21 protein-coding genes are annotated in these 26,575 nt (G+C 38.2%); 5 read left to right on the top strand and 16 right to left on the bottom strand.

The window, feature by feature from the left end; genetic code table 11:
* Window positions 1–202: 202 nt before the first annotated feature.
* On the top strand, window positions 203–1,780 hold the full coding sequence (locus tag KFV02_RS00815; protein ID WP_252379630.1) for a site-specific integrase: 1,578 nt from the start codon (window positions 203–205) through the stop codon (window positions 1,778–1,780).
* Window positions 1,781–1,910: 130 nt separating this feature from the next.
* On the opposite strand, the gene KFV02_RS00810 is transcribed toward KFV02_RS00815, so the two are convergent.
* The 15 genes from KFV02_RS00810 to KFV02_RS00740 all read right to left on the bottom strand — a co-directional run bounded on the left by KFV02_RS00810 (window position 1,911) and on the right by KFV02_RS00740 (window position 19,458).
* Window positions 1,911–2,363 carry a hypothetical protein gene (locus KFV02_RS00810; protein ID WP_252379629.1) on the bottom strand — a complete coding sequence of 151 codons (453 nt, stop codon included), beginning with the start codon at window positions 2,361–2,363 and terminating at the stop codon, window positions 1,911–1,913.
* A 47-nt stretch (window positions 2,364–2,410) separates the two neighbouring features.
* Complete coding sequence (locus KFV02_RS00805; protein WP_252379628.1) at window positions 2,411–3,001, bottom strand: site-specific integrase; 591 nt, start codon at window positions 2,999–3,001, stop codon at window positions 2,411–2,413.
* A 301-nt stretch (window positions 3,002–3,302) separates the two neighbouring features.
* Entirely contained in the window at window positions 3,303–3,560 is a 258-nt protein-coding gene (locus KFV02_RS00800) for a hypothetical protein (protein WP_252379627.1), read from the bottom strand.
* A 597-nt stretch (window positions 3,561–4,157) separates the two neighbouring features.
* A complete protein-coding gene (istB, locus tag KFV02_RS00795) occupies window positions 4,158–4,922 on the bottom strand; it encodes an IS21-like element helper ATPase IstB (RefSeq protein ID WP_252379626.1) in 765 nt (254 codons plus the stop codon).
* Window positions 4,919–6,391 (bottom strand): IS21 family transposase, encoded by a 1,473-nt coding sequence (istA, locus tag KFV02_RS00790; protein WP_252379625.1) that lies wholly within the window; start codon window positions 6,389–6,391, stop codon window positions 4,919–4,921. Before istA ends, istB begins: the two co-directional genes overlap by 4 nt.
* 359 nt (window positions 6,392–6,750) lie before the next feature.
* Window positions 6,751–7,143: a hypothetical protein gene (locus KFV02_RS00785; RefSeq protein ID WP_252379624.1), complete on the bottom strand. Its 393-nt coding sequence runs from the start codon at window positions 7,141–7,143 to the stop codon at window positions 6,751–6,753.
* A 213-nt stretch (window positions 7,144–7,356) separates the two neighbouring features.
* Window positions 7,357–7,689 carry an NUMOD4 domain-containing protein gene (locus KFV02_RS00780; RefSeq protein ID WP_252379623.1) on the bottom strand — a complete coding sequence of 111 codons (333 nt, stop codon included), beginning with the start codon at window positions 7,687–7,689 and terminating at the stop codon, window positions 7,357–7,359.
* A gap of 603 nt (window positions 7,690–8,292) precedes the next feature.
* A complete protein-coding gene (locus KFV02_RS00775) occupies window positions 8,293–8,451 on the bottom strand; it encodes a hypothetical protein (RefSeq protein ID WP_252379622.1) in 159 nt (52 codons plus the stop codon).
* A 662-nt stretch (window positions 8,452–9,113) separates the two neighbouring features.
* Entirely contained in the window at window positions 9,114–11,315 is a 2,202-nt protein-coding gene (locus KFV02_RS00770) for an ATP-binding response regulator (RefSeq protein ID WP_252379621.1), read from the bottom strand.
* Between the two features lie 35 nt (window positions 11,316–11,350).
* Window positions 11,351–12,403, bottom strand: a complete 1,053-nt coding sequence (locus KFV02_RS00765; RefSeq protein WP_252379620.1) for an ABC transporter substrate-binding protein — start codon at window positions 12,401–12,403, stop codon at window positions 11,351–11,353.
* A gap of 623 nt (window positions 12,404–13,026) precedes the next feature.
* The gene (locus tag KFV02_RS00760; RefSeq protein WP_252379619.1) at window positions 13,027–13,377 is read right to left on the bottom strand and encodes a hypothetical protein; all 351 of its coding nucleotides are present in this window, start codon (window positions 13,375–13,377) and stop codon (window positions 13,027–13,029) included.
* 4 nt (window positions 13,378–13,381) lie between these two features.
* Window positions 13,382–13,987 (bottom strand): DUF8043 domain-containing protein, encoded by a 606-nt coding sequence (locus KFV02_RS00755; RefSeq protein ID WP_252379618.1) that lies wholly within the window; start codon window positions 13,985–13,987, stop codon window positions 13,382–13,384.
* A gap of 48 nt (window positions 13,988–14,035) precedes the next feature.
* Entirely contained in the window at window positions 14,036–15,634 is a 1,599-nt protein-coding gene (locus tag KFV02_RS00750) for a glycosyltransferase family 9 protein (RefSeq protein ID WP_252379617.1), read from the bottom strand.
* Between the two features lie 63 nt (window positions 15,635–15,697).
* Window positions 15,698–18,016: a carbamoyltransferase HypF gene (hypF, locus tag KFV02_RS00745; protein ID WP_252379616.1), complete on the bottom strand. Its 2,319-nt coding sequence runs from the start codon at window positions 18,014–18,016 to the stop codon at window positions 15,698–15,700.
* Window positions 18,017–18,675: 659 nt separating this feature from the next.
* Complete coding sequence (locus KFV02_RS00740; RefSeq protein WP_252379615.1) at window positions 18,676–19,458, bottom strand: class I SAM-dependent DNA methyltransferase; 783 nt, start codon at window positions 19,456–19,458, stop codon at window positions 18,676–18,678.
* Between the two features lie 620 nt (window positions 19,459–20,078).
* Between KFV02_RS00740 and uvrA the strand changes: the two genes are divergently transcribed.
* A complete protein-coding gene (uvrA, locus tag KFV02_RS00735; RefSeq protein ID WP_252379614.1) occupies window positions 20,079–22,823 on the top strand; it encodes an excinuclease ABC subunit UvrA in 2,745 nt (914 codons plus the stop codon).
* Window positions 22,824–22,893: 70 nt separating this feature from the next.
* Here uvrA and KFV02_RS00730 read toward each other — a convergent pair whose 3' ends face one another.
* Window positions 22,894–23,061 carry a hypothetical protein gene (locus KFV02_RS00730; RefSeq protein ID WP_252379613.1) on the bottom strand — a complete coding sequence of 56 codons (168 nt, stop codon included), beginning with the start codon at window positions 23,059–23,061 and terminating at the stop codon, window positions 22,894–22,896.
* Between the two features lie 1,693 nt (window positions 23,062–24,754).
* Here KFV02_RS00730 and KFV02_RS00725 point away from each other — a divergent pair.
* The 3 genes from KFV02_RS00725 (at window position 24,755) to KFV02_RS00715 (ending at window position 26,547) form a co-directional block, all read left to right on the top strand.
* Window positions 24,755–25,516, top strand: coding sequence for a PilW family protein (locus KFV02_RS00725; protein ID WP_252379612.1), 762 nt, complete (start codon window positions 24,755–24,757; stop codon window positions 25,514–25,516).
* A 96-nt stretch (window positions 25,517–25,612) separates the two neighbouring features.
* On the top strand, window positions 25,613–25,939 hold the full coding sequence (locus tag KFV02_RS00720; protein ID WP_252379611.1) for a hypothetical protein: 327 nt from the start codon (window positions 25,613–25,615) through the stop codon (window positions 25,937–25,939).
* Between the two features lie 20 nt (window positions 25,940–25,959).
* Entirely contained in the window at window positions 25,960–26,547 is a 588-nt protein-coding gene (locus KFV02_RS00715) for a PilX N-terminal domain-containing pilus assembly protein (protein ID WP_252379610.1), read from the top strand.
* Window positions 26,548–26,575: the final 28 nt, after the last annotated feature.

Below are 26,575 nucleotides of genomic sequence, written 5' to 3'. Positions count from 1 at the left end.
TACCGAAGTGGTCGTAACGGGGGCGACTCGAAATCGCTTTGTCCTGTGAAGGCAGGGCACGTGGGTTCGAATCCCACCCTCTCCGCCATTTTTTACTTAAATTTCCCGAAAATCACTACAACAACGAATAACCTAGCCTAACACTAATTTCAGGCTCAACACAGAAATTTTACACAAATTAAAATTTCAAAGAGCCTGAAATATGTCTTCTATTACCAAATCCCCTTCTTATTTAATCCGTAATAGCTCTTCTTATTGCTTCCGTTTAGTTATTCCTAAGGATTTAAGACCTATTATCTGTAAAACAGAACTAAGGTATTCTTTAAGAACTGGAAGTTTATCTATTGCAAAACATCGAGCTAGATTGATGGCCAGCTATGTTCATCGTTTATTCATAGAATTGAGAAGCAAGAAAGTCTTATTTTTGAGAAATCAAGAATTAAACAAAAAAACAATAAATGAAAGTTTGAAAAAATATTTTAAAAAAGTTCTTGAAGAAGACGAAGAATATAGGGTTTCAATAAGGAGAATTAAGACTTTAGATAACATTGAAGAAGAAACATATTGTTTTTTACGTACTGACGCTATGGAAGATTTAGCAAAATGTATTCATAAAAAAGGTGAAGACATTTTAAAATTTGCTCTTGAAGAAGAAGTAAGTCTTGATGAAAATTCTTTACTGTTTAAATTAGGTGCACTTTTAAACAATCTAGTTAATTCAAGTGATAATTTACAGCAAGAAGAGTTTGAAAGTATAAAACTATCTAAGTTGATTGATAAATATGTAGCAGAAAAGAAAAGAACAAATGCATGGTGTGAAAGAAGTTTAAAAGAAAATCCTAAAATTTTGAAAATTTTGATTGAAGTTTTAGGAGATATAAAGGCTAGTCAAATCAACCATAGTACAATGAATAAGTTTAAAGAGACTTTGCTTAAACTACCAAAAAAGAGAGAAACAAATAAAAAATACAAAAATAAAACAATCAAAGAAATAATACAAATGGACATTCCAGATGAAGAAAAACTACATATTACAACAATAAACAAAATTTTTGACCATACATCTAGCTTATTTAACTATGCAGTTAGACATGGTTATATGAAAGAAAATTACGCAAAAGGTTTAAAATTAAGAGAAAAAAACAAAAAAGATAAGAGACAACCCTTTACTGATGAAGATTTATATAAAATCTTCCATTTTGAAGATTATGTTAATGGCAATTTTGGAAAGCCTTATATGTATTGGATACCAATATTAGCCTTAATGACTGGGGCCAGGCTTGAAGAACTTGCCCAGCTACACAAAGAGGACATCAAAAAAATAGATGATATTTGGGTTATAGATATAAATTCAAATGGTGAGAAAAAATTAAAAACCTTAGCCTCAGAAAGAAAAGTGCCCATTCATCCTTTTTTAATAAAGGAACTAGGTTTTATTGATTTTATCAAATCAGTTAAGCATGACAGGTTATTTCCTGAATTAAGAAAGATAGAAGGAAGATATGGCCACTATATAACTAAATGGTTTGGCAGGTTAAGAAAGAAATTGAATATTCAAGAAAATAAAACATTCCATAGCTTCAGACATACATTTATAAACACAGCTAAACAAAAAGGTATTAATGATACTAAGCTAAAAGAAGTTGTTGGACATTCAGTTAAAGATATAACTATGGGACACTATGCTAAAAGATTTAAACCTGAAATATTACTAAAAGATGTTATTTTGAAGGTGGGCCTTGAAAAGCATATTGCTCATTTAGCTAAAAAATCGCTTTAAATTGGCCTAAAATACTTAAAAATTGCCTTTGCCTATAAAGTATTAAAATTTCACTTTAAAATATTCTAGCGCATTAAAATGGCAAAAACATTGCTTTGATTACTAAAGCATAAAGGATTGTTAGCTTTCGTTAATAATAACTTTCAAAAGGGTCTCCATAAACTCCATAGTGCCAAAATGGGTCATATTCAAAATCTTTTTTATAATACTCTTCTTTTATTCTGTCAGCCTCGTCATAATCACCTATCCAACAAGCGGCTTCCCATTTAAAGTAATAAACAACAATTTCCCAGTTTACTTCTTCAAAGTTATATTCTTTAGATTTGCCAACTTTTCCTTTAAATCCCCTAGCATAAGGCTCAACCAGCTTTTGTTTCATAGGGTCTGGAACGCCTATTTTCTTAAATATCTCGGCAATCTTGTTTTTAACATCCTCTGGCCAATCAGCCTCTCCCAAAGGAATAAGGTGCTTGGGCTGTATTCCACCTAGTCTGTCAGAAACCTCATCAATAAACTCAAAAGAGTATTTAGCAAAACCTCTTAAGTCTTTAGGTACTGACAAGTTTTTTGTAATTAGAAGCATGGCTACCTTCTCCAGTTGTTCTAGTAAATTGTAGCATTTAAAACTGATTAAATTTCATTTTCATAAATAGACTTTATTTCTTCTTCTTGGATACAAAGGTAATTTAAAGTTTCCTTTTGGCTGGAGTGGTTGAAGGTTTCCATCAGTAAAGGAAGAGGAACATTAAACCTAACTCTTTGCTGATAGCCAAAGGTCTTTCTCAACGTATGACTCCCATAATTGCCCTTCAAGTTAATTGCTTTGCACCAGCTTTTAACTAGTCTTGTAACAGAAGGAACAGTTAATGGCCCTCTTTGACCTATGAATAATGGTTCATGGTCTTCATATTGTCTTGATTTTAACAGTTTTTGAATTGCCTTGATACAAGCCTTATTTAGGGTGATACGTCTAAACTTTCCTGTTTTCTTTTCTTTAATCTCTATTTCATCACCAGGCTTTAAATCTTTAACCTGGCCAGCAGTAATTCTTAATAAGTCTGAAGCTCTGAGATTGGTATTTATCCCAAGAGTGAATAAACAATAATCTCTAGGCTTATTTTCTAAGAGCTTTTTAATAGCCTTAATGTCTTTTATGTTTCTGATAGGTTCTACCTTGATTGAACTACCTTTCTTTGGGTGATTAGGATTGCCTTTTCTCATTTTATCCCTCCCCTGTAAACTTGTTAAGTTTCCAAGCTCATGTAGTTAAAACTTAACAAGATGTCAAGGAATGATTTTTAAAATTTTCTTATTTTTACATTTAACACATTGATTTTGTTTTATTTATTATGAAATCAAACTGGTTAACTTTCCCATGAAAGTTAGCAAGTTAATTATTTAGAGAGAGACTTCGTCTCGCTAATAAAAAAGGCCAGGTATTCTTACCTGACCTAAAAGAGAGAGACTATTGTCTCGCTAAAGAGAAACTTCGTTTCACTATGAAGATTTCCAGACAAAAGTTTTATTTACTTAAGAAAACTTCATTTCTCTTTAGCGTGATGAATTCGTCATTCTTTAAGTCTTTTGATAATTCTTCAGCTAGCCCAATCAATTCTTTAGCTTTTATGATTAAGTCTTTTATCCTTCCTTCAACTTCTTTATCTTGAATGTTCTTCCATTCTTTATAAAATGCCTTAGACTCATTTTCTTCAAAGTAAAAATGAACGTCATGCCAGATTTCTAACTCTTTACTTTCTACTATAAGCAATACATTCTCCATGATAATACCTCCCATGTTAATGTTATCAAATTAACTTTTACACTATGGAGTTAGTATAAACTACTTTTTTTAGATTTAGTCAAGGATTTAATTTAATGAATAGTTAAATACTAGCGTATAGCTAATCAAAAAAAAATAGATAAGAAAAAAAGAGATAAAGATTTTTATTACCTAACTCTTTGTCTGTTGTGTATCCTATCTTGATAATTGACAATAAAAAGGAAGGGCTTTAGTACCTTTTAAAATAGAGTTAAAGACTTGCCTTAGCTTATAAGGTAAATACTAGGGGCATGGGGGGAAGTTACAGGCGAAGGAATAGCTTAATGGTGTCTCAAATTTTTGTACCAAAAAAATAGAGAGAAGATAATCATAGCGTGACTTCGTCACTCTTTAAGGAAACAAAAAGAGGAAATGAAATGGTATTACAAATTTTTTAGAAGATTAACTCAACTGGCGTTATAAAATAAAAATAGTAATACGAAAAAAAGGGATACCACTACTTCACTAAACCAAAGGTTTTGAAGTTGTCAATTTTCACGAAAATTGACCCGTTTTTTTCACGAAAATTGACCCACCTTTAGATTTAACCAAAAAAAATTATTTTTGTTTTTTATCGAATAACTCTTTCACTCTGTAACTTTTACCCTGAATAAGAAAGGGGTAGGAGTGGTGTAGCAGCCTATCAAGGATGGCGGCAGCTACGACTTCATCTCCGAAGATATCTCCCCATTCATCAAAGGGTTTATTAGTAGTGACTATGGTTGAAGTCTTTTCGTACCTTTTTGAAATGAGCTTAAAGAATAGAGAGGCAGCGTGTTTGCCTATTTCAAGGTAGCCCAATTCGTCTATGATTAAGAGGTCTATTCTGGATAAGGAGTCAATATAAGTTGGCAATTTTTTGGAGAGTTCAGCTGATATTAGCTGGTTAATAAGTTCTTCGGCGGTAAAAAACAGAACTCTTTTTCTTGCTTTGGCCACTTTGATGCCGATAGCTACAGACAGATGTGTTTTTCCTACGCCAGGAGGCCCCACAAAGATAATATTCTTTGCGTGACTCAGAAAATTCAGATTGGCCAGTTCACGAATAAGTTTTTCGTCTATACTGGGCTGAAAACTGAAATCAAACTCTTCAATGGTTTTAATAAATGGAAATTTTGCCTTTTTAATCTTTGCGTTTATTGAGTTGTCCATTCTTACAATTATCTGATTTTGAAGGACTTTATACAGATATTCTTGATAAGAGCTTTTGGTTTTGACAGCATTTTCTGCCTCTGTTTCATAACAGTCAGCAACAACAGGCAAAGATAGAAGTTTACAATATTCTTTTATACTTTTGGAGATATTGTCTGTTGCTAGTTTCATAGGCTATACTCCGATAATGGTCTTTTAACATTTACTTTTGGAAAGACAACATCATTAATTGAATGATTGCAGACATCCAGTTTGATTTTCGCCTTATCGGCAAGGTAGCCTTTTACAAAATGAAAATTGAAGACATTATATTTCAGACATTCCTCCATACAGGTTATACAGTCTTCTTTTGAATAGTCTTCAAAAACACGCCTTATTTGATAAAGATGATAGGCAGGATTTAATCTTTTCTGTGATTTTACAGCGAGTATAAAGTCTTCTAATCTGTTATAGTCATTAAATCTGTTTTTTAATTTTGCTGCGGATAGAGCAAAGGTCTCCCGAGATTCTTTGCAATTATATCCTTCATAATGGCTTTTATCTATGATTACTTTGCCCTTACCTGGTGCGAGTTTGTGGACCGCTATCAACTTGTTGATTTTAGAGTAGATGTGTAGATATATTCCCTTATAAAGCTTTATCCATACTTCACTTCTGGCATATAAATGCGGAACCGAATAACGATTGCCATTATACGAGATCAAACAATCAGAGGTCACCTTACGGAATTCTTCTTTAAAACCAACATATTTCGTTTTAGGTAACTCAAACAGATGCTCTTTTTCTAGCAAATAGGCTTCATAAGGTTTTTTATTCAGGGAGTTATGGAGAGTGTTATTTACTTGCTGTTGAAATTCTTTCAGCTTGTCGTAAAAATCCTCAAAGGAATCAAATCGTCTGTTATTGATAAAATGGTTTTCAAGATAATAAAATGGATTCTCTACTTTTCCCTTGCTCCAGGGATGGCCAGGAAGAGAGCGGGTGGGCTTTACTCCGTAAAACCCACAAAAATTCAAAAAACGTAAATTCCACTTAAAATTGTTAACCGAAGCGTTATCAACAAATACTCTGGCATTATCTACCTGAATTCTCTGACATACCCCGCCAAATTCATGAAAAGATTCTTCCAACACATCCAGAATGTCTGCTTGTTTAATAGAAAGTGTCGCATTGTATGTCCTGTATCTACTATGGCCAAGAATGGTGATATGCACATATATCTTGGTAAAATTTCCGGCAAGATTAACACTGTATTCAGACCAGTCATAAAGCATCTGTTCGCCAGGCAAGGTCTCATAAGGCTTGAAACTTCTAGCTTTTCCCAATTCTCTCTCTACCTTTAAATTGTTTCTAATGTACCTATAAACACTGCTATCTGAGCCCTTAAAACCTTTACTCCTCAGGTTGCTGATAATAACACTAATCTTCTGCTTTTTGATAAGATAAGATTCTCCAATAAAATCAAAAAAGGGCACCAGGTCTTTATTAACCTTGCTTTCCCGCTTATAAACGGGATACTCGTCCGACCTTAAAGCCCGCCTTACCGTGTTCCTGGACACTCCCAATAACTCAGCAATTTTCCTCGTGCCCAAATCAGGACGTTTTTTCTTCAAATTTCTAATGGTTACCCAGTCTTCCATGCTTATCACCTCTCTTCCCTCCTATCTCTACGATAGGAGGCTTCCTTATCATTGGTGGGTCAATTTTCATGAAAAAACTGGGTCAATTTACAATGAAAAATTTCAGAAGTAATAGTATCCCTTATGAAATAATGACAGAAGGGGAGGAATGACACTAAATAGGAATAATTACTAATAAGAAACAAATAAAGAAGGGGGAAGAAGGATAAAGAAAGGGAAGAGATAGAAAAGATAGGGGTAATTCTTAGCGAGACTAAGCCTCTCTTTATAGAGAAACGAAGTTTCCTTAATAAACATAAAACCCCCCTTTTTTGCTTTTATTTTGCTTCAAAATCTACTTAGATGACCTAAACTATAGGTTAATCCATTTTCGAGCATTCTAGAACAAAAACTCGCTTGTCCATAGGCTTAAATTTATGATTTTGAGCAATTGCTCTTCTCTTTTCCCGTGTCTCTTTAGTTATGTTTGGATTTGTGCCCAGTCTGAACAACCATAAGAAACATGGCTCATTATCAAGATAAGGTTCATTGCCTTGGCACTCTTTAACTTCTTTGACACTGCCTAAGCAATCAAGACAATAATTGTGGATAGCCTTTAGTGTCCGTCTATCTGTACCAGGTTCAATACGACCTAAACGATAAGGAAAGAGTGAACAATCTTGATTTTGACATTCTTCTACAAATTTATAACTACCGCCCATACAACTTAAACACTGCTTCCTGATTGCTTGTAATGGAGTAAGTCTTTTCATGTTGTCTCCCCCTTTGTTTTTTATAGTTTTATCTTTTTAGTAATATATCTTTAACTCCCCCTTTCTTTTTAACAGTAGAATAAAATAATAAATAATAAAAAAGGCTCAAAGAACAAAATAAAAAACTTCATTCTTTGAGCCTATATAAGGGGGAGAATATTTTAATTTCTATCTATTAAGAAAGAGAAAGATGTTTACCTCTCTTTAGCGAGACTAAGTCTCTCTTTGATTATCCCGATAACCTTCACGATTACAAAAATATCTTTCAGTCGTATAGCCAATCCATTTAAGATTGCTGGCTCTGTTATCTGACCTATCACAGTTCTTATGGATAACTATAGGAAGGTTTTTAGGGTTAGGGACAAAGTGGTCAGCTACTAAACGGTGGAAAGCGTATTGCTTACATTTTCTATTTTTATAGAGACATACTTTATAACCAGGATTAAGGAACTTACCTGTTTTAAGGTTTTTAAGCCTTCCTAAATTTGAAATTTGATAAAGACCCTCAAAGCCTTTGACGTCTTTCCAAACTTCTTGTTCTGCCATAATTCTCCTTAGCGTGTCTTCGTTACTCTTTGATTATGATTTTCTTAGTTAGGTTTTTATAAAGACCATCACCAGAAATGGAATTAAGAAACTTATTCTAAATCCTTTTTTTAGGTTAGTTTTTAAAGAATTCTATTTCATAGGTTTTTTTAAAATATATTCTAAAGTTTATTTTTAGGTATCTTCTTCTTGGTGGTATTATCTTCTTTTTTCTTTTTTAATAAAACTTTCTTGGTATTTTTTTCTGGTATATTTTTAATTATATATTTATTATATATTTATTATATATTTATAATTATATTTATAATAAGTGTTTTCCTTTCCTTTTTTTGGGTTCTTTCCTTTTCAGCCCTCCCTAGTAGTGCGCCTATTGATTAACCCTTCAAAATTATTAATAAATTTCAGTCCACAAAGAACCCTTTTTTAGATTAGGATTTGCACCAACAAAATGTTTTATAACTATCTGTAATTATTTATATAATTGTTTTTTTGTTAGTATTTCTTTTTCTACCCAAGATGAAACTTAAAACTCCCATCAAAGGAACTTTGTCTTTCTCAGGGAAAAGATAAGAAAGTAAAGAATATTCTCAGGTTGTAATTGAGTTAAATCTTTCCCTTTTCTCTAGCTTCTTGAAGCTTATCTCTGTACCGTTTAACTCCTAAGGTAATAGATTCCTCTTCAAGTTCGAGTTGTTTCTTGATTTTAGTTTGTAAATCTTTGTCCTTTACTTCTCCAAGCGATGAGAAACTAATATTTTGCATTTAATTACTCCTTTATGATTAGTTAAGGACAAAAAAATTCCTTTAAATTAAACTTAAAAATAACTTTAAATTTAATTTTAAAGGAATGTTTTTCCCTTTCCTTTCTCTCTAAAAGGCGTCTTTAACTCCCGTCAAAAGTCCCGTCACCTAAATTTCATAGCTTTTATTTTTGGGTTGTAAGTTATTGAAATTTTTGGCCCGCCCTGCACGATTCGAACGTGCGACCTACGGATTCGAAGTCCGGCGATAATCTTTTAAATTTAATTATTTCACTAGGTTATGAATATAAAAAGGTAGGGATTTAAGAAGGACTAGCATCAGTATTCATGTCAGTTTTACCGTCAGGTATACATCAGGTAGTCTTAAAGAAAAGGGAAAGGACAGATTGACAAGCCTTTTAGTTGAACATAAAATTTTATACAAATTTTTAACACAACAAAAGTGATGAGCTTGAAATTAGTGTAATCTTTCTAATTAGTTGTTGATTTGAAGCAAAAAGTATTAAAGTGGTCGTAACGGGGGCGACTCGAAATCGCTTTGTCCTGTGAAGGCAGGGCACGTGGGTTCGAATCCCACCCTCTCCGCCATTTTTTACTTAAATTTCCCGAAAATCACATAGTATGTCCTGAGAACCAAACAAAACCAACCAACCCAGCTACCACCTAAGTATCACTATCTTTTTGTGTCTTCCCAGCCACAATTTTGGCTAAAATACCCTGCAGCTCTTCTATCTTAAAGGGTTTGGTCAAAAAGTAATCTATACCACTTTCAAAACACTTCTTTTTATAGCTCTCAAAGGCGTGACCAGTCATAGCTATCATAGGAATATTAATTCCTTTCTGGCGAAGCTTTCGTGCACACGTTAATCCATCAACACCAGGCATCTCCAAGTCTAAAATCAAAACATCAAATCTCTTTTCATCCTGCTCAATCAGATCCAAAACGTCTTGTCCGTTGCTTACACATAGTACTTCCTGTACTCCTAAAATATTTAAAACGTCTTCCATTACTTCCAAATTCTCTTGACTATCATCAGCCACTAAAACACGCATTTTGCTGAATCCTGCTCCTTCAATTTTCCGGGTCTCGGTCCAATCCTTTTCTCTTTTACCTAGTTGCATAGGCAAAACAAACCAAAAAGTACTCCCTTTCCCCTCTTTGCTCAAACAACTCAAACCATTACCACCCATTCTTTTGACCAACTCATTGGCAATGGTCAGGCCCAGACCAGTTCCACCATGTTCACGGTTTAAACCTTGATTGGCCTGGACAAAAGGAGAAAAAATATCATTGATCTTATCCTCGGGGATTCCCACTCCCGTATCCTGAACGGAAAATCGAACAAGAACCTCGTTATTAGCCCCAACCTTTTTGTCCTTAACTGAAACTGAGAGTTTGACTTCTCCTTTGGAGGTAAATTTTATGGCATTTGATAAAAGATTCATCAAAACTTGTTTCAAACGCGTCTCGTCGAAAAGCATCCACTGAGGTATGGCAGGTTCTATATCTGTTATAAATCTTAACCCCTTATTTTCAGCTTGATGATGATAAATCTCGGCCAGTTCATTGATTAACTGATGTAGATTATTATTTTCAACTTTAATATCTAAACCTTCAGCTTCCATTTTGGCGACATCTAAAATATCATTGATAATCCTCAGCAAATCTTGTGATGCATTTTTTATCATGCGTACGTATTTTTTCTGTTCCAAACTTAATTCAGATCTTTCTAATAACTGAGCTACTCCCATAACAGCATTAATTGGAGAACGAATCTCATGGCTAACATTTGCCAAAAAAACATCCTTCATCTTGTTAGCCTTCTCTGCCCTGTCTATAGCCTCGTTTAAACTCTTCACCATTTGTTTAAAATTAAAATATAAAATATGAATCTCATCATGTGAAGAATAAATATTGTCTATATGATACCAATCAATATTTTTACCTTCTTTAATTTCCTGCGATATTTTGGAAAGTTGAGCAATTGGTTTAAACAATTTTTTCTGCAGAGATCTAAGACTAAAAATTAACAAAACAATTAAAAACAATGAACCCATAATAAAAATTTCTAATAATCTATTTAATGGGATTCTAATCTTCTTAATTTCCTGCAGAATTAATCCTACTAAATGAGCTCCTTTATATTTAAAATTAAATTTTTGAAAAGCATAATTCTTATTTTCCTTTTCTAAAAAATAAAAAATATCGAAAGAATACCTAGACACTTTATTACTATTTTCTAAATTGATTGAATTGATATATTCTCTTATCCAGCTCGAACATAATATTACCTCGTTATCTAAACCAAAAGCAAGGCCATGCTCTCTGCTTCTAGATAATTTTTCAATTCTACTTATTCTTGGAAAATGAGTATAGGCAACTAAATAACCAACAATGTTGTTATCGAAAACTACTGCTTTGGTAACCAAAGCTAGGATCTTATTTTTAACGTTGACAAATCTTATTGACTCATTTTTATTTAGCTCTAGATAAAATTCCCTATTTAAAGTAGAAAATCTTTCTTTTCCGTTTATATCATATATAACTAACCCCAAAATTTTAGTGTTAGCGGTCAAACCTTTAAAATAATTTTTGCCATAACCAGGTAAATCCAATTTCAAAACAACTTTTAGGACATTGTCTTTAGTTAACTGCTCTACTTTCTCTTCAAAAGAAATCAGTTCTGTCCGCAACACTTCATTAACATATTTTATATCATTCTCTAAACTCTGCTCAACGTATATATTTAATATTTTCTTATAACTATATACAAAAATAAAATTATAGACTAAACCTAAAAAAATTAACACTAAAAAAGGTAAAAAAATTTTTACCTTTAATGATTCTTTAGGATTGAAATTCATATCTGCAAGCCTAACAATAACTTATAGTTTTTAATTCAAGGCAATAAAGCAATATCTTCATATATTACATCTCCTGCTAGTAAAATTTCTTTAGGGATTTCTACTTTTAGCATCCTGGCTCTAGCCCGATTGAAAACTATCGCATACTCCCTGGCATCTTCAATGGATAAATCACCAGCCTTTTTCCCCTGTAAAATACAAAGCACTTTTTCTCCTGCCTGCATACCCATCTGAGTAAAATCCACTGCTGCTCCGCCAAACAAGCCTAAACGACAAAAATAATAATTTAAAGCTAAATCTGGCAACCTTGAATGTTCGATCGTCCACCTGAAAATCTCTTTAAATGTCACCTGACCCCGGGCACTGGGTAAAGATAGGGCCACAGGATAAAGAGCATCAGCTAAACGCTGCTTGTTTATCTTTAATACCAAATTTTGGTATTCTTCATAGGATTCCACTTGAATGGTTTTCCAGTCGACATCAATATTTTTTGTTTCCAATGCAATCTGCTTCTTTATGGCATTGCCAGTAATGGTAGAATCCACAATAGCAATGACCCTTTTCACCCTCGGACAAATACTTTGTAGTACATTGACCGATTTCTGGATATACAATTTTTCATAAACCCCGGTTACATTATAACCTGGCCTGGCTCGCGTAAGCATGAAATCTCTTTGTCGATCATAATCTTCAGGCTGACCATTTAGCCCGGTAAACACCACGGAAATGCGAGGATCTCCCACAAGTTTCAATCCCACATAAGCAAAGGCTGCATCATCAAAAGTAACCACCACATTTGGTTTATTTTTGGCTATGATTTCCAAGGCCTTTTGAGCCTGCATTCTGATCTGTTCTCTGGTGGTGTAAGTAGCTTTGGTATCCATATAAAAGTTTATAGTCTGCATTTGTTCATAAGGCTCTGATCTTCTTAATACCTTTAGCATTCCTTCGTACTGTGGCCTTCCGCACACATCGTCGCTGGCATAACTATGCACTAAAACCAGATTAAATTTTTTCTGCGCTGCCCATAGGTTAGATAGAAAAAATATCTGTATACTCAAAAGGTAAAGGATCAGCTTGATATACATAATCTCACCTGTTTTAATATTAATTAGCTTATTTTTTTATAGGATTCCTTAAAAAGAAAGGACTGCTGGGTCAAGTAGGGTACAAACAAAAAAGATAAAAAAGTCTGTGGCCAAACCCCATTTTGACTACCAGATTAGAAATCCTGGCTTATTGAAAGCATTGCAAAGGGCTGGGTAAGACATCTTGGCGAAGCTTGCGGATAAGCAGAGCATCGGGTGGACAAAGCTAAATATCCGGGACTATTTGCCATAAGTATCGACAATAAAAGAATGTTCATTTATCCTAATTGCCCCACTATGCTCTGCCCGCAAGCAAATTATAGATGGGTCCGGGCGTTTGCACCGGCATGAAAGAAATCAGGATTATGAAAAATTATCCTCTTAACTACGGTTTGGCAACAGACTCAAAAAAGAAGCCCAGGAGCACCGTTGGTGATTGAATCGGATTTTTTAATAGGCATTTCATACTAACTTTTCTTAGCCTATTAGATCCTGTGTCAATCTACCGACAACTTTATCCTGGGCAGGAAGGCGTGAATTTGTAATGAAAGTGATCTGATATTTAATTGGTCAAGGTTCAATCTCCACAAACATAGCCTTTTTCTTAAACAATGTTTGTTTAATTATCCCCTCTTGCTCACATAATAACTATGGATTGGCGTCACTTTTGTAGCCTTTTTATAGCCTGAAAACCTTTTTCTTTCTCCTTTTACTCTGATTAACTCTTTTTGCAAAGTTGCGTGAAGCCCTCGGGCTGTGGCCACTACCTGGCCTTGGAGTCTTTGCAGTTGTTTTAATTTTTGTAAAAATTCATCCTGTGAAAAACTATCCTTTTGCGCAAAAAAACGCTCCAACACCTCCCCTCTTTTCTGGGCCAATTCTTGAGCTTGCTCCACATTTTCATCTTGAAGAGAGGAGATTTCTTCCTGACTTAACCAAATCGCCTGTTCAAAATATTCATTTGCCTTATTCATTATATTATGCCTTAGCATTTTTTTTGATTTCATCTTGCAAATAAGCAACTATCTTCTTCCATTCTTCCACTAAAGGCAAAAATTCATATTCGATTAAATCAGATAGCAGTATCCAATCTTCATTTTCCTGTACTTCCATCATTTCAGAAAAAAGCTCGGAAAGTTTGTCTAAGGAGCTTTGAAACTCAGGAATATCCTGTAACCTAAACTCAGTGCGCAACACTCCAACCATACCCAAAAAATCCCTGGTCACTTCCAGTAAATCCTGATACATATCCAGAGCTTCCATGTCGTCAGCCTGACGAAAAAGACTGGCAATTTCACGACCACCCTTACCCATAAGATTAATCACCTTATATAGTTCGCGAGTAATATTCACGGCCATCTCACTTATGGGCACAGTCTTGATTTCTACCTTTTCAATTTCCTCTGCGCCTACATCCTCAGCTTGATGAGGATAAATTTCTGAAAAAGCTTCATCATTGACTAAAACATCTGTGACAACGCGATCATTCATCTGTTCATCTTCCATGAGCTTAACCAATAAATCTTCCAGATTATCAAAATTTTTTACGCTTAAGTCACTTCTTTGGCCATCAATTATAATCATTTTTCCCCTCCTGGCTTAACAGTGGTATTTTCTTAAATTTAATTCAATTTACGTGCCACGGTCAACAGAAAAAAAATTAAGCATGCTCGTTAACAGAGTTGAGTAATTAGAACAGAGGCGGACAAACGCATCCAGATTCTTGCCTGCCTCCTGGGACTGATAAGTCCAGAGCAAACCAAGCACAGAAAAATATTTATTTTTTTCAAATAATTGTCCAAGTCTCTGCCAGGTCTGCATGAACTTATGCTGTAAAGTCTTTACCCGGCTTTGTTGTAATACTCTGGCCTGCTGAACCAGTAATTCAAGAAGCGAGTTTATCCTTACAATATCCTCAATCAGTTTCTGGCCAAATTCAGAGCCAGGAAAAAATTTTCTATCCGGAGACAGACAAAGTCTATTATCCAAAAAAGAAGCATAAAAGTAACGCTGCAAATGCATCCATTTGACTCTATCCGGCACATCATCTCCAAGTTGCTCGAGCCCCATAAAGTGACTTTCCTTTATGCTTTTCCAGGCCAAAACCCTTGGTTCTAAAATTTCAGGCCAACACTTTGAATTTAAAAAACTTTCAATAGCCTTGAACACAACCTCCGGGCCAATAGTTTTCCTGCATTTAAATTTATGTTCACACACCTGATCGAAAGAGCAGGGATGACAAGAAACTTTCGGCTCCAAACATAGGCTATTTTCTAAATAAGGCCCGGTATCCCAAGGCTGGGCAGTAGCCAGAAAAAAAGCCACGATAGGAACACTCAAACCTGCTGCCAGGTGCATGGTTCCTGTATCATTTGTGACCAACAGCTTACACTGACGCAAGTACCCGGCCAGATGCACAAGATCTGTCTGACCAATCAGATCAATATACGGCCCGGAGCTCATTTGTTTGAACCGGTCAGCCAGGCCCTTCTCTGACTCGGCCCCAAACAGAACAGGAGAAAGTTTTAACTTTGGCCACAACAACTCAGCCAGGCGGACAAAATGGGCAACAGGCCAACGCCGCTTGTCATCACTGGCTCCCAGTTGAAACCCAATAAACCCCTTGGCTCCTTCAGGAGCCAGACCTTTCAAGTTTTGTTGACATTTTTTAACTGTTCCAGGCTCTGGGTCTTTGAGTTTAAAAACAATGTCTCCCGGCTCAAGTTCTGCGGCGCGAACCTGAATATCCACAAGATTAAAGGGACTACACCCTCTGGCTTTTGAGGATGCCTGTAAAAAAGCTGCCCAATTATTGGAGTAATAGCCAAAACCAAGTTCATCCAGACCAAAACCAACGCTCCGGCTTGGTTCGCCGCTTTCGCTAGTTTTTACACCAGAAAATAAACGTGAAAGCAGACGGGCGCTTATGGAGGGTGTCAAGTTAACAACCAGGCTAATTGGTAAATTATCGCCGATATTTCTTGCCCACAAGTGAAGTTCTTTAAGGGCCTGTGGCCATGATTTATCAAGCAGGGCAAGTAGCCTGGCTCCGGGCAGGGGAAAAACATGGTCCACATCCCGAAGCAGGCAGGTTGCACCGGCAAAATTTTCCAGACAGACCAGAGCGACATCATATCCCTTTTTCTTGTAACCAGTAAAAACAGGCTGGGTCTGTAAAAGATCCCCAAATCGCGTCAAATTTATGACCAAAACATTTTTATTCTTTCTCATCTGAATTCTGAGTCCTGGGTTAAAAAAGATGAAACGAGCCAGTCTCGCCTTTTACCCAACCTTTTAGTCTTTTAACATTTTTTGCCCATAAACAGCCTGTCCCAAAGAAATACAAGCATCATTTGGTGGAACCTTTCTATGCATAAGAGGCTTTAGTCCTTGCCTTTTTAGCATCTCTGGCAATTCCCTGTGCAGGGTCAGGTTTTGCATTACCCCGCCACTTAAGGCCACATGCTTAATGTCTGTCCTGGCACTTGCCTTCTTTACCCAGCTACATAAACCATGCATAAGTCCCAGGTGAAACCTGCGGCTTATCCGACCCTTATCCAACCCTTTTTCCATGTCATCAACAATTTGGGCCATAAATTCTACGGTATCAAACACTAAAAGACCATTTTTCTCTTTTATTTTTGCCTCATAAAAATCTTTCTCAGAAAAATCCTGCACCCTCTCCAAAATAATAGCGGCCTGTCCTTCATAATCTATTTTTAACCTAAGACCCAAAAGGGCTGCCACTGCATCAAAAAACCGGCCGCAACTGGAAGATTTAGGACAATTGATATCTTTTGAGAGCATTTGAATGACAATTTGATCCGCCTTTGCAAAACTCTTCAGCCATGGCAATTTCTCCCTGCTTTCATCTATCCCTATTGAATAGAGAAAACTGCGAGCTATGCGCCACGGCTCATGGATAGCCATTTCTCCGCCGGGCAAGGAAATTGGGCTGAAGCAACCAAGCCTGGCATGGGAAAGTCGAACATTATCGACCAGAAGAAGCTCACCACCCCATAAAGTGCCGTCCTCGCCATACCCTGTCCCGTCAAGAGCCAGCCCAAGACAAGGACCTGAAAACTTATTTTCTGCCAGGACTGCATGAATATGGGCAAAGTGATGTTGCAAACTATATACCGGCAAGCCATGCTCACGTGCATATTTGGTGCTTAAATAATCGGGATGAAGGTCACAAACTATGGCTTTTGGACTTACCTGGAGAATTTTTTGCCAGTGCGCAATGCTCTCCAGAAAAAATTCATAGGTCTCCAGATTCTTTAAATCGCCAATGTGCTGGGAAACAAAGGCCTGGTTTTCCTTGGTTAGACAAATGGTGTTTTTAAGTTCCGGGCCAACTCCAAGGACTGTCTCTCCTTCGGAGGCCAAAAAAACAGGCGATGGAGTATATCCCCTGGCCCTGCGGAAAAAAAGCCTTTTACCCTCACTGGTATAAACGACCGAATCATCACAGCGAATTAAAATATCTCTATTGTGGACAAGAAAGTAATCGGCAATTTTTGAAAGTCTCTTTAGAGCCTCCCGGTTACCTAAAGAAATAGGCTCAGAACTGAAATTGCCCGATGTCATTACCAGGGCCGGCAACTTCTCCGCTCCAATATATTTCTGATACAAAAAAAGAAGAATACAATGAAGTGGCGTGTAAGGCAGCATAAGGCCAATGTAATTGGTATCCGGGGCCAGATATGGACTTAAGGCAGTATCTGATTTTTTCTTAAGAACTACTATGGGGTGCTCCCGGCCCAGAAGGAGTTCTTCTTCATGGGGATCAATATGGGCAACCTGGCGGGCAGTAGCTATGTCCGGAACCATAATCGCCAAAGGCTTGGCCGGCCTGTTTTTTCTCTGGCGCAAGGAGTTTACCGCGGTATCATTTGTGGCATCACAGGCCAGGTGAAATCCGCCCAACCCCTTTATGGCCAGAACACGCCCCTGGGTCAAAAGTCTGGCTGTTTCTTCTAACGCCTCCTTCTCACTGCTCAAGGTCTTTCCCTGCTTATCTATTAGCCAGACATGGGGCCCGCACTCTGAACAGGCATTGGGTTGGGCATGAAAACGACGGTTTAAAGGATCCTCATACTCTTTCTGGCATAGAGGACACATGGGAAAGCAGGCCATTGAGGTCTTGTCTCGATCATAGGGAATAGAACGGGTAATGGTAAACCTGGGCCCGCAATTGGTGCAATTGGTAAAGGGGTACATGTAACGCCGGTCTTCAGGATCAAAGATTTCCTGCAGGCAATCATCACAAATACATACATCCGGACTTATCAAAACCTGATGTCCCTCACCGCCTTCGCTTTTTAAAATGACAAACCGGGTTTCGTCATCGTGAAGAGGGATCTCCTTTTTTTCCAGGTGGACAATTCTGGCCAGAGGGGGCAGCTTATGCTTCAAGGCAAATTCAAATTGGCTTAGCTGACTTTCACTGCCCTGAACCTCGATAAGTACCCCGGCAGAAGTATTCTTAACCATTCCGGTCAGGTTTAAATCCATGGCCATTTTATACACAAAAGGCCTGAATCCAACACCTTGAACCTGACCGTTAACAATATATGAGTTTCGCTTTAAAAGAATGTTTTTTGAGTTCATTGAATCCTTTTAATCAGTTTATTGAATAGGTTGACCTTAATGGAGAGTATAACATTTGCACAATTCATTCAACTTCTAAGCAAGTGATATAATTACTCGTTCAAAATCATCCCTCCTTGGGTACACCCGCTAGAAGTTCTAATTATGTCATTCTAAAAAGAAGAATCTCGTTCTCAACTTTAGAGATTACCGCCAAAGCGGAACTTATGCTCCCTCAGAATGACGGAGGAAAATTTTTTTGGATTGAGACTATCTAACGTAGGCGCCCTCCCGCCTATAACAACGGGGTTAGATAAACAAAAGGGGATACCATGGCACAAAGTATAGTAAGGGGTCAACCTTGGCTTTGAAAACAAACATGAGGATATGTCTGAGGAGGTTCAGTTGACAATCAAAAAACCAGAGGATTACCGCCGGTTATTTTTGAGTTATCATGCCCAGACTAATAACCGGGATGGATTTTGGCTTGGCAGATTATGATATTCATGACCCCAAAAAAAATTTGGGCCAGAGTGTTTATGTCTGTAAAACCGCTTGCATCTGCTAATTGTTCTGATTTTTGAACATACCAGATTTTGGTACAGAAATTGTTCAGATAGCTCTATTATTTCGTCCGACAGACAGTGAAATCGTAATTTGAAAGGGTCATTAAATGGTATTTACATACACAATTTAAACTTACTTAACCATTCAGTTGGGATATCCGCTTTTTTCTTTCCTACTATAGCAATATAGTAAAGCGGTTTCCCCTGAATTGATAATCTATGCTGATATCTTTCTTGTAAGCGAACATCAAGAATATCATTTTCTATCATATTTCGTATTAAAAAATAAAATCCGGTTAAATCATCACCTGAAAGGAAGTCTTCCTTAATATTGAAAGCAACCCATCCTGGAGTCGAGAGCAGGTTTATTCCTTGGATAAGCACTTCAGGAGGAACACTGAATCCCAAGGCTGCAACCGCAACTAAACAATTAAATCTTTTTTTGTTGAGCTCATCACGCAGAGATTGAGGTAAGTGGGTTAGGTCAGCCACATAATAATCATTATATACCGTTGGACGATCTCTTTTTACCGCTTTTTCTGCTAGTTTTTCTATATCAAGTCCGTATACTGTTTTGACACCTACATTGCGCAACTGTTCTCCAACCATTCCATTTCCCGCACCGAGGTCTAATACATGAAGATCAATCATATCAAGAGACTCAGTTTTGATTGCACGTTCAAGAAAGCTACAAACCTTTTCGGGTGAACAACATTTAAGCTTATCATAGAAAAGATACTCATAAAGTCCAGGTATTGAATATATTTTCCTGTATTCATGAAATCCAATCTTGTAGGTTTCTTGTTTTTTCTTATCATATACAATACAGTATTCTTTGTCCTGCTGAAGCTCAACCGTTTCATTCCATGGTATGGTAACAGAATAATTACTATCCATATTCATTTACTCCTATATCTTCTCGCTGTTATATATTAAAAATTAAACACTATTATACTAAAAATATATATCACAACCCATTGCAGTAATAACAAATAACATCTTCAATGAGAGAGTACAATTAAGTACTTCTTCCAAGTTATCTTTTTGTATATCTTATTTTTATGTCTTTATTTTTAATTTCTATTTTATTTAATTACAAATCATTAACCTAATGTCAACAAACACTCATAAAAACATCCTTTAACCTCAAAACTTCAACCATATCAATAAATTAAAAAAATATTTACTCCCATTCACACTATAACTTTTTTATTTTTTTATTGATAATATTAAGTTAAACTTAATTCCTTGGGCGAAATAAGGAGACACCTTTTGATATACCCATCTCAGGCCTGCATCAAAAGTCTCCATGTCCCAATACGAACACACACAAATTTTTTAGAAGAAACTTGATGAAAAATCTTGATCGGAGATTTATTAAAATTAGTTGACGAGCAGCTATGCTTTGCTTTTGAATAGAAGCAGGTGAACGGACACGGGATTAAATCCAACAACCTTTTATCCAACTAACTAAAATATAAGCCTTTTTCCAAGCAACAACATCATTTAAAATAAAAATGGACTCAAAATTCATCCATATTCAAGGTGCCAGGCATCATAATCTCAAAAACCTGACTCTGGACATCCCCAGGGATAAACTGGTGGTCATCTGCGGCCCGTCCGGTTCAGGAAAGTCAACGCTGGCTTTTGATATTATCTATGCTGAAGGGCAAAGAAGATACGTGGAATCTCTGTCTGCGTACGCTCGTCAATTTTTGCCCCAACTAGACAAACCCCTTGTGGATAAAATTGAAGGCCTCTCCCCTGCCATTTCTTTAGAGCAGCAGACCGTTTCCCGGAACCCCCGCTCCACTGTAGGGACAACAACTGAAATTTATGATTTTTTGCGCGTATTTTTTGCCCGCCTGGGCACACCCTTTTGCCCAAAGTGCCATCAGCCCATCTCCGCGCAAACCAGTGATGAAATCATCGACCGCATTTTAGACTTGCCGGAAAAAACGAAATTTCTCATCTTAAGTCCTCTGGTAAATAACAAGAAAGGAACCCATCAGGAGCTTCTAAAAAAACTTAAAAGCCAGGGTTTTGTACGCGTACGCATAAATGGAGAAATAACCATTTTAGACCCTTTGCCAGAGTTAAATAAAAACCAGCGCCACACCATTGAACTGGTGGTGGACCGCCTGGTCATGAAAGAAGATTTACGCAAAAGATTGGCGGATTCTGTTGAACTGGCCTTAAACTATGGTCAGGGCAGCCTGATTCTTTCCCTGGTTGATGGTGAAGACATATTGCTTTCCACCCAGGCTGTTTGTCCCAGGTGCAAACTATCTTTACCCAGGCCCAGCCCACAACTTTTCTCTTTTAATAGCCCGCAGGGTGCCTGTCCCACATGCTCTGGTCTTGGCAGCGTGGATTACTTCGAACCTGACCTTATCGCACCGAACAAGGGGCTGAGCCTTGCTCAAGGGGCCATTATCCCCTGGAAAAGGCCAAAAATCTTTGACCGCTACATACAAAGCCTTGAGCCACTGGGCCGGGAGTTTGGCTTTACCCTGGATACGCCATTGCAAAAATTTTCCCAAAAAGCATTGGATGCCCTTTTTTACGGCCATGCTCCCCTATCCTGGCCGGGAGTAATTGTTTTGCTTGAACAGGGCTATCACCTGGGCCGCATCTGGCGGGACGAACTGGCTCGTTTTCGGCAGACAAGACCGTGTCCGGATTGTAAAGGGGCTAGGCTCAGACCAGAAGCCCTGGCCGTGTATATCCAGGACTTAAATATCTTTGACTTCACTAATCTCTCTATTGCCCGGGCACTTGAATGGCTAAAAAAACTGAATTTTTCCGGAGTACAAAACAAGATCGCTGCCCCATTGACCAGGGAGCTAAAACACAGGCTGGAATTTCTGGTCAATGTAGGCCTGGATTACTTGAGTCTGTCGCGCAACATGTCCACTCTGTCCGGCGGCGAGGCACAGAGGATAAGGCTTGCCAGTCAATTGGGCTCGGGGCTGGTCGGGGTTACCTATGTCCTGGATGAGCCAAGCATTGGCCTGCACCCCAGGGACAACTACCGGTTGCTCAGGACGCTGCGCGAACTCCAAAGCAGGGGCAATACCGTATTGGTCGTGGAACACGATGAATCAACGATTAGGGCCGCAGACCATGTTCTGGAGCTTGGCCCCGGTTCCGGAGCCCTGGGCGGAGATCTGGTTTACAGCGGGGATGTAGAGGGACTATTAAAGTGTGAACATTCACTGACCGGTAAATATCTGCGCGGTGAGCTTAAAATCAAAAAGCCACAGGCAAGAAGAACACCTAAGGATTATCTTGTGCTCAAAGGCGTTCAAACCAATAACTTGAAAAATATCGATTGCCAGATTCCTCTAGGCTGTCTGGTGGTTGTAACCGGAGTTTCAGGCTCTGGTAAAAGTTCTCTGGTCATGGACACATTGTATAAACACCTGGCTATGGCAAAAGGGATCAAGGTAGAAAACCCGGGAGTTATCAAGGGTATTGAAGGCCAGGAAAAGATTGAAAAGATCATTGCCATCGACCAGACACCTATTGGCCGGACACCCAGGTCCAATCCGGCTACATACACCAAAATATTTGATGAAATTCGCAAAATTTTTGCCGGGACCAAAGAAGCCAGGAAACGTGGATATAAACCGGGCCGGTTCAGCTTTAATGTTCGAGGAGGTCGATGTGAAGCCTGTCAGGGCGACGGACAAATCCGGGTAGAAATGCATTTTCTGCCCGATGTCTTTGTTACCTGTGAAGTCTGTAAAGGCAAGAGGTACAATCGTGAGACACTGGATATTGAATATAAAGGCCTGAACATCGCCCAGGTGTTAGACCTTACAGTGCGCCAGGCCAAAAAATTCTTCAGCCATTATTCCATCCTGGAACGCAAATTAGGCATCCTGGAACAGGTCGGCCTGGAGTATTTAAAACTGGGGCAAGCCGCAACCACCCTCTCCGGCGGTGAGGCCCAGCGCATAAAATTATCCAGAGAACTTAGCAAACGAAGCCTGCCCGGAACGCTGTACATCCTGGATGAACCGACCACAGGCCTGCATATGGATGAAGTTGGCAAGCTGATCCAGGTCTTAAATCAACTGGTGGATAAAGGGGCTTCTGTTGTCATTATTGAACATAACCTGGATGTGGTCGCATGCGCTGATTATGTGCTTGATTTAGGCCCTGGAGGAGGTGAAAACGGTGGCCAGATCGTGGCCCAGGGAACACCTGAAGAGATCAAGAACAATCCACACTCGATTACAGGCAAATTTTTATAGATGCTAGCCAAATAATGGATGTCAGGGAGACAGCCTGAGCTAGCTGTTTAGTCTATTATGGCGTAATCAACTATTTATTTTTCTTTTTGTCCAAAAAAAATTTGGTAAGTCCGGCCAGGAGGCCACATAAAATTCCTAAAGCCAAAGCCCGGCCAGCGTGCATACCTGTCCACCCGGCTATTAACCCAATAGAACCGCCCAAAATAACTCCACGCAAAACAGCACTGTTAGTATCCATGCTTTTATTTTCCTGAATATAAAATTTTTCTTTGTTGATTTTTTTATATCAACCTAAGTTGAATGACTTTTAACTTAGTTTTACATTAAACACATTGGAGCAAAACTACATTTTGAGCCAGCGATTTACACCCAACGGGTAAAGAATCTGCGGCCAAACCCCATTTTAACCGCTGATTGAAAGTCTTGGTTTCTGAAATGCATTACAAACGGCTTGGGTAACCCAATCTTGAACTTTGCTTGCGGAAAGACAGAGCATCGGGGCGACAAAGATAAATATCTTGCGAGCCCTACGATAACTATCTATAGTTTAAATTGAGCGATTATTTTGCAGTTCAAACTTTGAGATTGCTTCGCTACACTTTGTTCCGCTCGCAATGACAGGAGCGAGCTCGTCATTGCGAGGGCAGCGAAGCTGTCCGTGGCAATCTCTACCCATTGAGTGAAAATCGCTCAACTTAGGTATAATTAAAAGACTATTCGTTTACTCAAAATATCCCATTATGCTCTGTCCACAAGCAAGCTTTAGATGGGTCCAAGTCTTTGTACCAGCATGAAAGAAACCAAGACTAGAATAACTCATGGAAATTAAGTTGATAAAAAGGTTCGGCTACAAGCTCTAAAATTGCGTCAAGACTAACGCTTCTCGCAATGATTTAGCGTTTATTCTGTCATTGCGAGGGCTGCAAAGCTGTCCGTGGCAATCTCAAACTTTACACTACAAAAAATCACTCAATTTAGAAACAATAAAATTTTACTCGAGCCTAAGCTTATAGCCTGGTTAGGGAACAAAACGCCTAAGATGTTCCAAACCTACACAAATTCTTTATTGACCAGCAAATAGCCAAAAAACATCATATGAGCAAGATTAACCGCGGTCACACTCCCCTAGTTTGTAAAAAAAATACACTTATTGGCGGTGACTGGCATCGTATATAATATAAAACGTGTATCAACAAAAATCGAAAAAATAAAGCATCATAGTTTGCACAAACAAATCCTGGTTCGATAGAACACATCATCCCGCCCATTCCTCTAATAAGTGGACAGCCGCAACTTCTCTCGAATTAGCGACATGCTCTGGTCATAATCACTAATGTCCGCTTAAGTCCCAACTAATTTTTAAATCTTTAAGTGGTACTTCAAGTCCTTCAGCCTAACTTATTCACAAACTACAACCTTCTGGCATTACTTAAACAAAAATACAAACAAGTAAAATTAAATACTAACTACCTTCCTTTACTAAAACTTTTAAACTGGCATTAATGAGTATAAATAACTAACAAGTATCCTCTCATTTTTAGGATTTAGTTGACTTTTAATATAAAACATGTGTACTAAGTAAATAAAAACATATTAGATTAATAAACTTAACAACCTTTTAAAATCATAACACTTAAAACCTAATCGTTAGTTACATTTTTGCCCTAAAAATAAATATTACAATGATTAGAAATAGTTACAAATTGAATTTTTAATATTTTCGTAAACAACGAACCAGTTAGAAGTATAGAAAAAAAGAATAGAAACCAATCCATTACCATAAGTAAATTTAGCAATAGAGGATCGCTTCGGCATAAGTGATCGTGTTTAAAAATGGACCAGAGACTACGTGGAAGTTCACTGCACTCTTCTCGAGAATAAATGAAACAATTCAGATCTACAATTCAAATCAAAATTATTGAAGTAAAAAAATGAACAAAATCAACCATGATAAATCAAACAATGGTTTCACCCTGATAGAGCTTCTTGTCGTCATAGCTATATCCGGAATTCTCCTAACCGCAACATACTCGGCTTTTCAATGGCAGCACAAAAGCTACCACATCCAGGAAGAGGTCGCTGAGATGCAGCAGGATCTGCGGGCGGCCATGGACATAATGGTCAGGGAGACCAGGATGGCAGGCTATGACCCAAAAAATAGCGGAAAATTTGGCATAACAGATATCAGGCGCTACGACCTTAACGGCAACCTTAACTCTTCAGGATTCAGCGCCATCACATTTACTACTGATTTGGATGGCGACGGCACTGTCGACTCAAATGAAATTATCTCCTATTCCATATATGATTATGGTAATGATAATAATCTTGATCTGGCAAGAAAAATCGGAGGTAGCGGCCGGCAATTGCTGGCGGAAAACATAGACTCATTTGTCCTGGCCTATGCCTATGACGACGACCGTGATGGTGAACTGGAAACCAACGCTTCCAATGATATTATATGGGCAATTGATAAGAACAACGATGGTAAACTGGAGTATTCTACCACATCTGTTGCCATTGACCGGATACGCGCGGTCAGGATCTGGATCCTGACCAAGACAGGCGAGCAGGACCCGGATTTTCTAAACACGAATACGTACGTGGTCGGCAATCAAATCATAACACGTAATGATAAATTCCGTCGACGTCTTCTTACCACGTTCGTACAATGTCGGAACATGGGGCTTTAGTGGATTATGAATAAAGAAAGTCAGAAAGGTCTCTCCATGATAGAGTCATTAATGGCCATGACAATACTCGTCATTGGCATCCTGGCCGTCGGCGGGATGCAGACTACCGCCGTCAAGAGCAACGCTATTGCCAGCGACATCACAGAAGCCAGTGTATTGGCCGCGGGCCAGATAGAGTTGCTGGCGGCGTTACCATATAGCGACCCACTATTGAACGATACGCACGGTGACGGTACCACTGGCCTGGACAAAATCGGGGCGAGTGCAGATCACCAGAGAACCCAAAGTAAATATACCATCTCCTGGAACGTAGCGACAAATTCGCCAATGAATAATACCAAAAGCGTAAGGGTCATTGTAACCTGGACAGGGCACGGAAAATCAAGACACGTCTCCATTGATTACATTAAGGCGGACAATTAATCGGGAAGGGAGAATAGAGGATGAAAAATTTAATATCGTTTAAAAAAGAAGAAAGGGGTTTTGTCTTTGTGGTCGCCCTTTTGATAATGACATTACTTCTTATTATCGGCATAACCGCCAATAAAACCAGTAGAGTAGAAACTCGAATAGCCGGAAGTGATAAAACGTATAAAACTGTCTTCTGCGCCGCTGACGCGGGTATTGAAGCTGGCCGTGCAGCGCTCTACATTCTCAAAAGTGTCGATAGCGGCAACTGGGACAATCTCCTTGCCGGGAAGGATCTTGTCGGGCCATATGGGGGTAATAACACCTTAAACGATGTAATTGATAAGCTCAATCCTAACGGGCGTAATGTAAACGGCGCTACCTATACTCTGCGAGTTGTTGACAACAATGACCTGGACGGTGACCCACTGGTAGATACTGACAATACCGTTATTCTTATCTCCACCGCAACCTCATACCAGAACGCACAGACCAAAATCCAGGCAGGAGTGCGTTACATTGGTGCTGCAGATGAAGCCCCACAGGAACGTTACGGAGCAGAGAATACGGGCCAGGCAAAAAACGAAGTCTCTGCGGTGACAGCAACCAACCAGCGCTGGTAACAAAAAGTGCTGGCCCCGGCCAACTAGT

This window comes from Desulfovulcanus ferrireducens (assembly GCF_018704065.1).
Lineage (GTDB): Bacteria > Desulfobacterota > Desulfovibrionia > Desulfovibrionales > Desulfonatronovibrionaceae > Desulfovulcanus > Desulfovulcanus ferrireducens.
Note: the sequence above shows the minus strand (reverse complement) of the source record. Positions and strands in the feature narration are given on the sequence as shown.

Excerpts from the sequence above, each read along its gene's own strand:
- KFV02_RS00800 (WP_252379627.1), bottom strand. The coding sequence starts at position 3,560 with ATGGAGAATGTATTGCTTATAGTAGAAAGTAAAGAGTTAGAAATCTGG.
- KFV02_RS00760 (WP_252379619.1), bottom strand. The coding sequence starts at position 13,377 with ATGAATAAGGCAAATGAATATTTTGAACAGGCGATTTGGTTAAGTCAG.
- KFV02_RS00770 (WP_252379621.1), bottom strand. The coding sequence starts at position 11,315 with ATGAATTTCAATCCTAAAGAATCATTAAAGGTAAAAATTTTTTTACCT.
- hypF (WP_252379616.1), bottom strand. The coding sequence starts at position 18,016 with ATGAACTCAAAAAACATTCTTTTAAAGCGAAACTCATATATTGTTAAC.
- KFV02_RS00750 (WP_252379617.1), bottom strand. The coding sequence starts at position 15,634 with ATGAGAAAGAATAAAAATGTTTTGGTCATAAATTTGACGCGATTTGGG.
- KFV02_RS00755 (WP_252379618.1), bottom strand. The coding sequence starts at position 13,987 with ATGATTATAATTGATGGCCAAAGAAGTGACTTAAGCGTAAAAAATTTT.
- KFV02_RS00780 (WP_252379623.1), bottom strand. The coding sequence starts at position 7,689 with ATGGCAGAACAAGAAGTTTGGAAAGACGTCAAAGGCTTTGAGGGTCTT.
- KFV02_RS00765 (WP_252379620.1), bottom strand. The coding sequence starts at position 12,403 with ATGTATATCAAGCTGATCCTTTACCTTTTGAGTATACAGATATTTTTT.
- KFV02_RS00775 (WP_252379622.1), bottom strand. The coding sequence starts at position 8,451 with ATGCAAAATATTAGTTTCTCATCGCTTGGAGAAGTAAAGGACAAAGAT.
- KFV02_RS00805 (WP_252379628.1), bottom strand. The coding sequence starts at position 3,001 with ATGAGAAAAGGCAATCCTAATCACCCAAAGAAAGGTAGTTCAATCAAG.
- uvrA (WP_252379614.1), top strand. The coding sequence starts at position 20,079 with ATGGACTCAAAATTCATCCATATTCAAGGTGCCAGGCATCATAATCTC.
- KFV02_RS00720 (WP_252379611.1), top strand. The coding sequence starts at position 25,613 with ATGCAGACTACCGCCGTCAAGAGCAACGCTATTGCCAGCGACATCACA.
- KFV02_RS00730 (WP_252379613.1), bottom strand. The coding sequence starts at position 23,061 with ATGGATACTAACAGTGCTGTTTTGCGTGGAGTTATTTTGGGCGGTTCT.
- KFV02_RS00815 (WP_252379630.1), top strand. The coding sequence starts at position 203 with ATGTCTTCTATTACCAAATCCCCTTCTTATTTAATCCGTAATAGCTCT.
- KFV02_RS00810 (WP_252379629.1), bottom strand. The coding sequence starts at position 2,363 with ATGCTTCTAATTACAAAAAACTTGTCAGTACCTAAAGACTTAAGAGGT.
- KFV02_RS00715 (WP_252379610.1), top strand. The coding sequence starts at position 25,960 with ATGAAAAATTTAATATCGTTTAAAAAAGAAGAAAGGGGTTTTGTCTTT.
- KFV02_RS00725 (WP_252379612.1), top strand. The coding sequence starts at position 24,755 with ATGAACAAAATCAACCATGATAAATCAAACAATGGTTTCACCCTGATA.
- KFV02_RS00785 (WP_252379624.1), bottom strand. The coding sequence starts at position 7,143 with ATGAAAAGACTTACTCCATTACAAGCAATCAGGAAGCAGTGTTTAAGT.
- KFV02_RS00740 (WP_252379615.1), bottom strand. The coding sequence starts at position 19,458 with ATGGATAGTAATTATTCTGTTACCATACCATGGAATGAAACGGTTGAG.
- istA (WP_252379625.1), bottom strand. The coding sequence starts at position 6,391 with ATGGAAGACTGGGTAACCATTAGAAATTTGAAGAAAAAACGTCCTGAT.
- istB (WP_252379626.1), bottom strand. The coding sequence starts at position 4,922 with ATGAAACTAGCAACAGACAATATCTCCAAAAGTATAAAAGAATATTGT.